This is a genomic window from Streptococcus sp. V913 (assembly GCF_054353455.1).
In genome coordinates this window covers 170,840-183,019 of sequence record NZ_JBTHHX010000003.1, presented here as the reverse complement: position 1 = coordinate 183,019, position 12,180 = coordinate 170,840, and the positions used below count along the sequence as shown (strand labels likewise).

Annotated in this window: 9 protein-coding genes; 5 read left to right on the top strand and 4 right to left on the bottom strand. The window is 36.3% G+C overall.

The window, feature by feature from the left end; translation table 11 throughout:
- Positions 1-7: 7 nt before the first annotated feature.
- Positions 8-2,560 (bottom strand): YfhO family protein, encoded by a 2,553-nt coding sequence (locus ACXYSL_RS06965; RefSeq protein WP_458624341.1) that lies wholly within the window; start codon positions 2,558-2,560, stop codon positions 8-10.
- A gap of 61 nt (positions 2,561-2,621) precedes the next feature.
- On the bottom strand, positions 2,622-4,244 hold the full coding sequence (locus tag ACXYSL_RS06960; protein WP_458624340.1) for an ATP-binding cassette domain-containing protein: 1,623 nt from the start codon (positions 4,242-4,244) through the stop codon (positions 2,622-2,624).
- Between the two features lie 196 nt (positions 4,245-4,440).
- Here ACXYSL_RS06960 and trpS point away from each other — a divergent pair, with 196 nt between their 5' ends.
- On the top strand, positions 4,441-5,466 hold the full coding sequence (gene trpS, locus ACXYSL_RS06955; RefSeq protein ID WP_458624339.1) for a tryptophan--tRNA ligase: 1,026 nt from the start codon (positions 4,441-4,443) through the stop codon (positions 5,464-5,466).
- 162 nt (positions 5,467-5,628) lie between these two features.
- Complete coding sequence (guaB, locus tag ACXYSL_RS06950; protein WP_000073416.1) at positions 5,629-7,107, top strand: IMP dehydrogenase; 1,479 nt, start codon at positions 5,629-5,631, stop codon at positions 7,105-7,107.
- Between the two features lie 52 nt (positions 7,108-7,159).
- Here guaB and recF read toward each other — a convergent pair whose 3' ends face one another.
- Entirely contained in the window at positions 7,160-8,257 is a 1,098-nt protein-coding gene (recF, locus tag ACXYSL_RS06945; protein ID WP_061588636.1) for a DNA replication/repair protein RecF, read from the bottom strand.
- Between the two features lie 2 nt (positions 8,258-8,259).
- Positions 8,260-8,628: a S4 domain-containing protein YaaA gene (gene yaaA, locus ACXYSL_RS06940; protein ID WP_061588637.1), complete on the bottom strand. Its 369-nt coding sequence runs from the start codon at positions 8,626-8,628 to the stop codon at positions 8,260-8,262.
- Positions 8,629-8,786: 158 nt separating this feature from the next.
- Between yaaA and yfmF the strand changes: the two genes are divergently transcribed.
- Genes yfmF through rodZ form a run of 3 tightly spaced genes read left to right on the top strand, consistent with a single transcriptional unit; the run spans position 8,787 to position 12,174 of the window.
- Positions 8,787-10,037, top strand: a complete 1,251-nt coding sequence (gene yfmF, locus ACXYSL_RS06935) for an EF-P 5-aminopentanol modification-associated protein YfmF (RefSeq protein ID WP_458624338.1) — start codon at positions 8,787-8,789, stop codon at positions 10,035-10,037.
- Complete coding sequence (gene yfmH, locus ACXYSL_RS06930; RefSeq protein ID WP_458624337.1) at positions 10,034-11,317, top strand: EF-P 5-aminopentanol modification-associated protein YfmH; 1,284 nt, start codon at positions 10,034-10,036, stop codon at positions 11,315-11,317. Before yfmF ends, yfmH begins: the two co-directional genes overlap by 4 nt.
- Positions 11,318-11,352: 35 nt before the next feature.
- Positions 11,353-12,174 (top strand): cytoskeleton protein RodZ, encoded by an 822-nt coding sequence (rodZ, locus tag ACXYSL_RS06925; RefSeq protein WP_458624336.1) that lies wholly within the window; start codon positions 11,353-11,355, stop codon positions 12,172-12,174.
- Positions 12,175-12,180 lie beyond the last annotated feature (6 nt).

The following is a 12,180-nucleotide window of genomic DNA, read 5'->3' as shown; positions in this document are numbered from 1 at the left end:
GAATTGGTCAATCTTTTTCTGTCTTAGATAAATTTCGTCTGTGATTATAGATCCCAAAAAGAAGAAGGGCAGTTACTGAGCAGACTGCTCCAATAACAAAACCATTGGGAATAAAGGAAAGTGTAATGGTGCCTTTTCCCTTTGGGACATCAACTTTCATAAAACCAGTTTGAGCCTGCTTGATTTCAAGTTTTTCCCCATCTTGGTATGCAGACCAACCTTTGTCATAAGGTATAGTGAAGAAAATAGAAGTATCTTGTTTGACTTCATATGTAGCAAAGACTTTATTTTTAGAGGTGGATACTTCTATAGGTTGTTCTTTAATTTTTTGGATTGCTTCAGTAAGAGCCTGAGTATCTAAACGATAGAAGGTTGGAGATTCAAATGACACCTGAGAATTTCCAGGGAAACTAACACTGATATTGAAAGTTTTTTGTTCTTCAGTATAACCCAAATTAAAGAAATTAAATGCATTGTCAGTTGTAAAAGTCTTTTTTTCACCGTTGACAATGATGTCAACTTTCTTTTGCTTGTCGTTTGTAAAATGAAGATTTGAAAAAGAGAGATAGACTTGGCTATTTTGAGGAACCTCAATTTGATAATCAATCTTTGCATCTTCATTCGCAGAACCTGTGATGCTCGATAAACCTTCAGAATTATCTGTTTTATCATATGCTATTTGGGAGAAGTAATCTAAGTTGAGATTAGCAAGCTGGTTTATAAATAAAGCCTGATTATCTAGAGTATGATTATTAAAGTTTACATCGGTGTAAATAGATTGAGTGGCAAAGGCAATGGGTAAAGAGAGTTGATTTTTATATAAGGTTAAATGATCCTTTTGATAAATCTCTTGAAAGCCATACTTATCAAGTGAAGTTTCAGAAATATTGTACTGGATTCCAAATAAACTGTCTGCTAAAAGACTGTTATTTGCATAACGGAGATTGAGGTTGGTTCCAGAGGATTTGAATCCAAGTTTATCTAAACTAGTGCTAGCTGAACGATTTCGTACAGACGAGAATTGAGAGATTCCATTGTAATTAAATTTCATACTGTCATTTCCTGTCTGGATTTGCAGTTTTTCAGTACGTGTAAATGGATTGTCAATTTGGTTTATAATGGATTCCATAGCGGTGATATCTCTATTATAGGCGCTACGAGAAGCAAAGGCCCATTCTTTAGCTATTCCTTCCATTTGAGATGAAGCATTTAAGCTTATCTCAAATATTATAAATAAAGACAAAAGAATTGCAAATAGATTTACAGAGATAAATTTTCTAATGACTGCAAGAAGTAAAAGAGCATAAACTAGTAGAAATTCAAGGGTGAGTAGGATATTCAAATCTGTTAAAAAAGAATAGTGTGATTTAAAGTATACAGTAGCCAAAAATCCTGCTAGTACAAGAAACAGTGAGAGAAATAGATTCCATAGCTTCAGTTCTTTCAGACGATTTAAGACCTCTGCTGCAGTATAAATTAACAGAGTAGAAAAAATCCAAGCATAGCGATGTAAAAACATATTTGGAGTATGCATCCCCTGCCAAAATAAATCAAGTGCCTCTATGTAAAAGCTTGTTATTAAAAAAGTGAAGAAGATTGCATAGATAAGTTTCACGTGAAACCTTATGGATTTTATTGTGAAAAATAGAATGGTTAAAATAAAAGGAAGCAATCCAACAAAAATCATTGGGATAGATCCATACTTAGTTGTATCAAAAGATCCAATGAATTGTTTTGCGAAAATATCCAGATACCAACTACTATCTGTCTTTAATTTTGTGATGGCAGTTAACTTCTCCCCATGAGTTTGTAAATCAAACAATGTAGGAAGAGTCATAATCAAACTAGCCATTCCTGCTAAAAAGGAGGTAACAACAAAATCAAGAAAAGATGATCTTCGATTTTTAAAGTCCCATGAAATTTGGCAGAGATACCAGAAAATAAGAAACAATGCTGTCATATATCCAAAATAATAGTTTTGAATAAACAAGATTGACAGACTTGTAAAGTATAGCAGGCGCTTCTTTTCTGTTATAAGCATGTGTAAACCAGTTATAATTAAAGGAATCAGGATAAAAACATCTAGCCAGGTTTTTATCTCTAACTGACTAACGGTAAAGCTCATTAAAGCATAGGAAGTAGATAAGGACAGTTTTAAAGATTTCGGAATATCTTTAAATAATCTATTTATACTAAAGAAGGTTGACAGGCCAATCAATCCAAATTTTAATAGAGTTGTTAGATAAACAGCATCTGGCATATTCGACAGATTAAAAAAGTAAACCAGAGGTGAGAGAAAACTACCCAAGTAATAACTAGATAGAGCATAGAAATTCAGTCCGAGGCCACTTGTAAAGGTGTAAAACAAACTACCATTTCCATGTAAAATATTTCGTAAAGCCACATCAAAAATAACGTATTGATGGAAACCGTCTCCTAATAGTGGAGATGTATCACTATTCCAGTAGATACCCTGAGATAGATATACCCCTAACATAATTACTAAAGGAATAATGAAAGAAATAAAATAGGTTCGATATGTTTTTAAAAATGATTTCATGTTACCTCGTAGAATGGTAGAAAACTCAGTTGGTTAACCCAACTGAGTTTTGAAGTCTTATTTAGTCTTTCCAAAGGTCTTTGACTTTTGCTTGTACTTCTGCATTTTCTAGGAATTCATCATAGGTTTCATCGATACGATTGATGACGCCATTCTTAGACAAAACAATGATATGGTTTGCCAAAGTTTGAATGAACTCGTGGTCATGACTGGCAAAGATGATTGATTCTTTAAAGTTTTTTAATCCATCGTTTAAGCTTGAGATAGATTCCAAGTCCAAGTGATTTGTTGGATCATCAAGTACAAGGACATTTGATTTCAAAAGCATAAGTTTTGAAAGCATGACACGAACTTTTTCTCCTCCTGACAAGACCTTTACAGGTTTGTTAACCTCATCACCAGAGAAGAGCATACGACCAAGGAAACCACGTAAGAAGGTATTATCGTCTTCTTCTTTACTTGCAAATTGACGCAACCAGTCAAGAATTGATTCTCCTCCTGCAAAATCAGCAGAGTTATCTTTTGGCAAGTAAGAGCGACTAGTAGTAACTCCCCACTTAACCGTTCCTTCATAGTCAATGTCCCCCATGATTGCACGAATTAGTGCAGTCGTTTGGATGTCATTTTGTCCAATAAGAGCCGTCTTATCACCTGGACGCAAGATGAAGCTGATATTATCTAAAATAGTCTCGCCATCGATCTTGACAGTTAGATTTTCTACTGTCAAGAGATCGTTACCAATCTCACGCTCTGCTTTAAAGTTGATAAATGGGTATTTACGACTGGATGGAACAATTTCTTCTAATTCAATCTTGTCAAGCATTTTTTTACGAGACGTTGCCTGTCTTGACTTAGAAGCGTTGGCAGAGAATCGAGCAACGAATTCTTGCAATTGCTTAATTTTTTCTTCCGCTTTGGCATTACGGTCTGCTAACAATTTGGTAGCAAGCTCAGAAGACTCTTTCCAGAAGTCATAGTTTCCGACATAGAGTTTGATTTTTCCAAAGTCAAGGTCGGCCATGTGAGTACATACTTTGTTGAGGAAGTGACGGTCATGGGATACAACGATGACCGTGTTATCAAAGTCAATCAAGAAGTCTTCTAGCCATGTAATTGATTGGATATCCAAACCGTTGGTTGGCTCGTCCAAGAGCAGAACATCTGGTTTACCGAAAAGTGCTTTGGCAAGGAGAACTTTTACTTTTTCACCATTGGCTAATTCGCTCATATTTTGGTAGTGCAATTCTTCTGGAATATTCAGGTTTTGAAGTAGTTGAGATGCTTCACTCTCTGCTTCCCAACCTCCAAGTTCAGCAAACTCACCTTCGAGTTCAGCTGCGCGAACACCATCTTCATCGGAAAAATCTTCCTTCATGTAAATAGCATCTTTTTCCTTCATGATGCTATAGAGTTTTTCATTTCCCATGATAACTACATCAATTGCACGTTCATCTTCATAGTCAAAGTGATTTTGACGAAGAACAGAGAGACGTTCATCTGGACCAAGAGAGATATGACCAGTTGTAGGTTCGATATCACCAGCTAAGATTTTTAAGAATGTAGACTTCCCAGCACCATTAGCACCAATTAATCCATATGTATTTCCTTCTGTAAATTTGATGTTGACATCATCAAAAAGTTTGCGATCACTAAAACGTAGTGAAACATCAGATACTGTAAGCAATGTTTTTCTCCTACTAATATGTAATACATTTATTCTACTAGAAAAGAGAGAAATATTCAAATTTTTCTTTGTCAATTTTATGTCAACTAAGTTTACAGTTGTATTTACAGTGAATTGGCTCTTTGATTTAAATAATTTTCTGTTATTTTAACAAAAAAATGCTATAATTGAAGAGACCATTTCGAAGGAGAAAAAAATGACGAAACCCATTATTTTAACAGGAGACCGCCCAACAGGAAAATTGCATATTGGACATTATGTTGGGAGTCTTAAAAACAGAGTATTACTGCAGGAAGAAGACAAGTATGACATGTTTGTTTTTTTGGCGGACCAACAAGCATTGACAGATCACGCCAAAGACCCTCAAACGATTGTAGAATCGATTGGGAATGTTGCCTTAGATTACCTAGCAGTTGGATTAGATCCAAGTAAATCAACTATCTTTATTCAAAGCCAAATTCCAGAATTGGCTGAATTATCTATGTACTATATGAATTTGGTGTCACTAGCTCGTTTGGAACGGAATCCGACAGTAAAAACAGAGATTGCTCAGAAAGGGTTTGGAGAAAGTATTCCGACAGGATTTTTGGTTTATCCGATTGCGCAAGCAGCAGATATTACTGCCTTCAAGGCTAATTATGTTCCTGTTGGGACAGATCAGAAACCAATGATTGAGCAAACTCGTGAGATTGTTCGTTCCTTTAATCATGCTTATAATTGTGAGGTCTTGGTGGAGCCGGAAGGTATTTATCCAGGAAATGAGATAGCAGGGCGTTTGCCAGGTTTAGATGGAAATGCTAAAATGTCTAAATCCCTTAATAATGGTATTTATCTAGCAGATGATGCGGATACTTTGCGTAAAAAAGTCATGAGCATGTATACTGATCCGGATCATATTCGAGTGGAGGATCCAGGTAAGATTGAAGGAAATATGGTTTTCCATTATCTAGATGTGTTTGGTCGTCCAGAAGATGCTCAAGACATTGCAGAGATGAAAGAAAACTACCAACGTGGTGGTCTTGGTGATGTAAAGACGAAACGTTATCTACTTGAAATATTAGAACGGGAACTTGGCCCTATTCGTGAGCGCCGTATCGAATTTGCTAAGGATATGGGAGAAGTGTACAATATGCTTCAAAAAGGTAGTGAGAAAGCGCGTGAGGTTGCGGGGCAAACTCTATCTGAAGTTAAGGGAGCAATGGGACTAAATTATTTTAAATAATAGATAAAATATGAATCGTAAAACTATCTCTTCCATAGGATCACAGGGATAGTTTTTTTATGATTTCTACCATAAATATAATTGACAAATTTTCATAGAATGGTATGATAGATACAATACAAAAAGAGTCAAGTTCAAAAAGAAAGAAAAGAGGAAACTTCAATGTCTAATTGGGACACTAAATTTTTGAAAAAAGGTTTTACCTTTGATGATGTATTGCTTATTCCAGCTGAGAGTCATGTGTTGCCGAATGATGCAGATTTGACAACAAAATTGGCAGATAATCTGACTTTAAATATCCCAATTATAACAGCCGCCATGGATACAGTCACAGAAAGTCAAATGGCTATTGCCATTGCTCGTGCAGGTGGTCTTGGAGTAATCCATAAAAATATGTCTATTGCGCAACAGGCAGATGAAGTTCGTAAGGTAAAACGTTCTGAAAATGGTGTTATTATTGATCCATTCTTCTTGACTCCAGAACACACGATTGCTGAAGCAGATGAACTGATGGGACGTTACCGTATCAGTGGTGTTCCAGTTGTGGAGACACTTGAAAATCGTAAATTGGTTGGTATTCTAACAAACCGAGATCTTCGCTTTATTTCAGATTACAATCAGCCAATCTCAAACCATATGACTAGTGAAAATCTTGTTACTGCTCCTGTTGGTACAGATCTTGCAACAGCTGAAAGCATTCTTCAAGAACACCGTATTGAAAAACTTCCTTTGGTTGATGAAGAAGGTCGTCTCTCTGGCTTGATTACTATTAAAGATATCGAAAAAGTAATTGAATTTCCTAATGCAGCAAAAGATGAGTTTGGTCGTCTTCTAGTTGCTGGAGCGGTGGGTGTCACTTCAGATACATTTGAACGTGCCGAAGCCCTTTTTGAAGCAGGAGCGGATGCAATTGTTATTGATACTGCCCATGGTCACTCTGCTGGTGTTCTACGTAAAATTGCTGAAATTCGTGCTCACTTCCCAGACCGCACTTTGATTGCAGGTAATATTGCAACTGCAGAAGGTGCGCGTGCTCTTTATGATGCAGGTGTAGATGTTGTCAAAGTCGGTATCGGACCAGGTTCTATCTGTACTACTCGTGTGATTGCAGGGGTTGGTGTCCCACAAGTGACAGCAATCTATGATGCAGCAGCAGTTGCGCGTGAATATGGTAAAACAATCATTGCTGATGGTGGAATCAAGTACTCTGGAGATATTGTAAAAGCCCTTGCTGCAGGTGGAAATGCGGTTATGCTTGGATCAATGTTTGCTGGAACAGACGAAGCACCAGGTGAAACGGAAATCTTCCAAGGACGTAAATTCAAGACTTACCGTGGTATGGGATCAATCGCAGCAATGAAGAAAGGTTCAAGTGACCGTTACTTCCAAGGTTCTGTCAATGAAGCAAACAAACTCGTTCCAGAAGGAATTGAAGGTCGTGTTGCCTATAAAGGCGCAGCAGCCGATATTGTCTTCCAAATGATTGGTGGTATTCGCTCTGGTATGGGTTACTGTGGTGCAGCTAACCTTAAAGAACTACACGATAATGCTCAATTTATTGAAATGTCTGGGGCTGGTCTAAAAGAAAGCCATCCTCATGATGTACAAATCACTAATGAGGCGCCAAATTACTCTATGTAAGAAGTAAAAAAGAACTCCTGAAATTCAGGAGTTCTTTTTGTTTACATAAGTGTCAACTTTGATTTACAGATATCTGACCGTTTTGAATATTGAAAATACTAAGGTTTTCTGGCAAGTTTTGTAAGTGATCCAAAGTTGTTGTTGTGATAAAGGTTTGGATAGATTGAGAAATGGTTTCTAGTAATTTTAGTTGTCGTGTGTTGTCAAGTTCGCTCATAACATCGTCAAGCAAGAGTATTGGAGACTCGTTAGTAATGCTTTCCATTAGTTCAATCTCTGCTAGTTTGATAGAAAGAACAAGACTGCGATGTTGCCCTTGACTTCCAAAACTAGCATCCATACCATTGATATAAAAAGAAATATCATCTCGATGAGGACCAACTCCAGTATTCTTTTTAAATAAGTCTCTGGATCTGCTTTTCTCCAAAGCAATTTTAAAAGAACTTGTTAGCTGTTCTTCATCAGTGAAGTTGACAGATGATTGATAATATATTGACAACTCTTCTAATTTATTTGAAATTTCTAAGTGTTTTTTTTGACCAAATTTCTCTAAGTCTTTAATGAATTTTATCCGATGCTTTATGACGCGACAACCGTACTCTACTAACTGATCATCTAATACTGACAGAAATGTTTCATCAATCTTCTGACTGGATTTTAGATAAGTATTTCTTTGCTTGAGTATGTGGTTATAGTTTGACAAGTCTGACAAGTAGATTGGTTTAATTTGTCCTAGTTCGATGTCTATAAACTTTCGACGGACAGAGGGCGCTCCTTTAATTAGCTGGAGATCTTCAGGCGCGAAGAGGACCACATTCATATGTCCGATATAGTCTGATAGGCGAGCTTGTTTTAAGTGATTGACCTTAGTCACACGCCCTTTTGGCGTTAAATCAATTTCTAGAGGAATAGAGCTCGTTTTTTTCTGTAGCAAGCCAGAAAGATGGAGTTGCTCGTTATCAAAATGAATGAGATTTTTATCTGTACGAGTCCGATGACTACGTGTCAAGGCTAAGAAATAGATTGCTTCTAGAATATTGGTTTTTCCTTGTGCATTTTGACCTAGAAAGACATTTAATTTTGGATTGAAATCAATTTTTGCCTCTTTATAGTTTCGAAAGGTTTTAATTGTTAAATGTTGGAGCCACATGGTTATCTTCCTGGAAAACGTGGAGCTTGTTTGGTTTTAGGTGATAAAGTAGTTTTTTGTTTTTCTTTCTTTACACCTTTATTCATATCTTTGACAAGTTTAGCAATCCGCTCTTTTTCAATTTTATCTGCTTGGTATTCTTCTTGCTCTTTTAAACTTGGTTGTGTTAATGTGATGTCAATCTTTAAATCAGGGATGTCAATTATATCTCCTATACGGATCTTTTTCCCACGTCTAGTTTCTAATTCACCATTAAAGTAAACTTGATGTTCCATCAAAAAGGATTTAATAGCACCACCGCTTTGTATAATTCCAAGCTCTTTTAGGAGCGCTTGGAGCGTAATAAATTCTTCAAATAATTTGTATTCCATAATTCACCTCAATCTATGGTATTATACCATATTTCTTAGAATTAAGTGAGCGAAATCACTGAAAATGAAAACGATTTTTCTTTTAAAAGCGATAAAGAGAATAAGAAATATTTTCCTTTTCGTGATATAATAGAACTCTATATGTAAGGAGGTAAGGTATGGAGTTAGTGCCTGGAATTTCAGCACATTTTGTTCAATCCAAAAAGTTTAAAACAAATAAAATCACCGTTCGTTTTACTGCTCCCTTATCTCTTGAGACAGTAGCAGGACGCATGTTAAGTGTGAGTATGTTGGAGACTGCCAATAAAGCTTACCCAACTTCTCAAGCTTTTCGTAGATATTTAGCAAGTTTGTATGGGGCAGATATTTCTACGAGTGCTTATCGTAGGGGACAGGCACATGTTCTTGACTTAACCTTTACCTATGTACGAGATGAGTTTTTGAGTAAAAAAAATGTCTTGACTTCTCGAATTTTGGAATTGGTGAAACAGACTTTATTTGCCCCCTTAGCTCTAGATGGAGCTTTTGAGCCAACCTTGTTTGAAATTGAAAAAAAGCAATTATTGGCTAACTTAGCTACTGATATGGATGATTCATTTTATTTTGCTCATAAGGAGTTGGATAGCTTGTTCTTTCATGATGAGCGTCTTCAATTGAGATACAGTGATTTACGAAATAGCATTTCAAATGAGTCTCCTGAAAGTAGCTATACTTGCTTTCAAGATGCTTTGAAAAATGATCGAATTGATTTCTTTTTCTTAGGTGATTTTAATGAAGTAGAAATTACAGAATCGCTGAAGTCATTGTCCTTTACAGCTAGAAAGAGCGATATTTCCATCCAGTACCATCAGTCTTATTCGAATGTTCTACAAGAAGGAATGGTTCAGAGGAATGTAGGACAATCTGTTTTGGAAATGGGCTATCATTCTCCTGTAAAATATGGTGATGATCAGCATCTGCCTATGCTTATTATGAATGGTTTGTTGGGTGAATTTGCACATTCGAAACTCTTTACAAACGTTCGTGAGAACGCTGGGATAGCCTATACTGTCTCTAGTCAATTGGATTTGTTTAGTGGTTTGTTAAGGATGTATGCAGGTATCGATAGAGAAAATCGGAATCAAGCTAGAAAAATGATGAATCATCAGTTGATGGATTTGAAAAAGGGCAACTTTACAGATTTTGAGCTTGATCAAACCAAGGAGATGATTCGAAGATCTTTATTGATTGCTCAAGATAGTCAGCATACCCTAGTTGAAAGACTCTATTTATCTGTACTATTTGGAAAAGCGACTTTTGATATTGATCGGATGTTGGAAAGATTAGAGAGTGTCGATAAAGAAGCTGTATGTAAAGCTGCCAACAGTTTGAAGTTACAAGCGATTTACTTTATGGAAGGAATAGAATGACGAGGGTTACTTTTGAAGAAAAATACTATCCTGCTGTAAAGGAAACAGTCTACAAAACACAATTGTCAAATGGATTGACAGTTTCTTTACTCCCTAAACAAGATTTCAATGAGGTTTATGGGATTGTAACGGTTCAATTTGGTTCCGTAGATGCAACTTATACAAGTTTAGACAAAGGTTTACGTCATCATCCAGCAGGAATTGCCCATTTTCTTGAACATAAATTGTTTGAAAGAGAAAATTCTGAGGATATGATGGCAGCTTTTACTCGATTAGGTGCAGACAGTAATGCCTTTACAAGCTTTACTAAGACCAGCTATCTTTTTTCAACAATTGACCATCTATTAGAGAATTTAGATTTGCTAAATGAGTTAGTCGGAGATGTTCATTTTACAGAAGAGTCTGTTTTGAGAGAACAGGATATTATCCAGCAAGAACGAGAAATGTATCAAGACGGTCCAGACTCACGCTTGTTTTTTGCAACATTAGCCAACCTTTATCCTGATACTCCTCTAGCAACAGATATTGTTGGAAGTGAAAAATCAATTTCTAAGATTCAAGTTTCAAATTTAAAAGAGAATTTTACAGACTTTTACAAACCTGTCAACATGTCACTGTTTTTAGTTGGGAATATTGATGTAAAAGTTGTTGAGGAGTACTTTTCGAAAAGGGAAAATAAGATTTTAGAACAGTATACAGTTTCAAAAGAGCAACTACCTTTGCAACCTGTAAAGCAAACAGATAGCCTTCGGATGGAAGTTTCTTTACCAAAACTTGCTGTTGCTATTAGAGGTAATGGTAAAATAACAGAAGTGGAGTCTTATCGTTACAATATTTTATTGAAATTGCTATTTACGATGATGTTTGGTTGGACCTCGGATCGTTTTCAAAAGTTATACGAGACAGGGAAGTTAGATGCGTCATTGTCACTAGAGGTTGAGGTAAATAGTCGCTTTCATTTTGTGATATTGACGATGGATACCAAAGAACCTGTTTCTTTGTCGCACCAATTTCGGAAAGCGATTCGTCAGTTTAGTAGTGATGCAGATATTACAGAGGAGCATCTCGATCTTGTTAAGAGTGAGATGTTTGGAGAATTTTTCAGTAGTATGAATTCTTTGGAATTTATTGCAACTCAATACGATCCTATGGATCGAGGAGAAACAATTTTTGATTTTCCGAAAATTTTACAGGAAATTACTTTGGAAGATGTTCTTGAAGCTGGGCATCGTTTGATTGATGATGGCGATCTAGTTGATTTTACAATTTTTCCGGCTTAAAAGATGACTAACACTAGAAAGAAGGAATGGTACGTATGAGAAAAAAAACAATTGGTGAGGTTCTGCGTTTAGCTAGAATTAACCAAGGATTGAGTTTAGAAGAATTGCAGGAAAAAACTGAAATTCAGTTGAATTTTCTAGAAGCAATGGAGGCGGATGATTTCGATCAACTTCCTAGCACTTTTTACGCTCGTTCTTTTTTAAGAAAATATGCTTGGGCAGTAGAGTTAGATGAAAGAATTGTCTTGGATGCCTATGATTCAGGTAGTATGATCACCTATGAAGAGGTCGATGTTGATGAAGAAGCTCTGTCTGGTCGTAGACGGTCAAATAAGAAAAAAACGTCTTATCTCCCTTTGTTTTATTTTGTGCTATTTGCTTTATCAATTTTAATTTTTGTGACTTACTATGTTTGGAACTACATCCAAACTCAGCCAAGTCCTTCGTCAGCTAGTTATAGTGTTGTCAACTCAACTAGTTCAACAACCTCATCAAGTTCATCTTCTAGTAGTCAGGCATCAAGTTCATCTTCAACTGCGGAATCAACTATTACCGTTTCAGGTGAAGGGAACCGCATTGAAGCTCGCTATAAAACGAGCAAGGAAACAGCTACGGTTCAGCTGACTGTTTCGGATGCAACTAGCTGGGTAAGTGTTTCAGGAAGTGAACTTGAAGGTGGTGTGACCTTGTCATCAGACAATAAAAACGTAAAAACAACAGTTTCGACGAAAGAACCTGTGACGATTACTTTGGGTGTAGTGAAGGGAGTTTCTTTAACTGTGGACAATCAAACAATCGATACCTCGAAACTGACAACTCAGACTGGAACTGTAACACTTACATTTACTACAGATTAAGGAAAA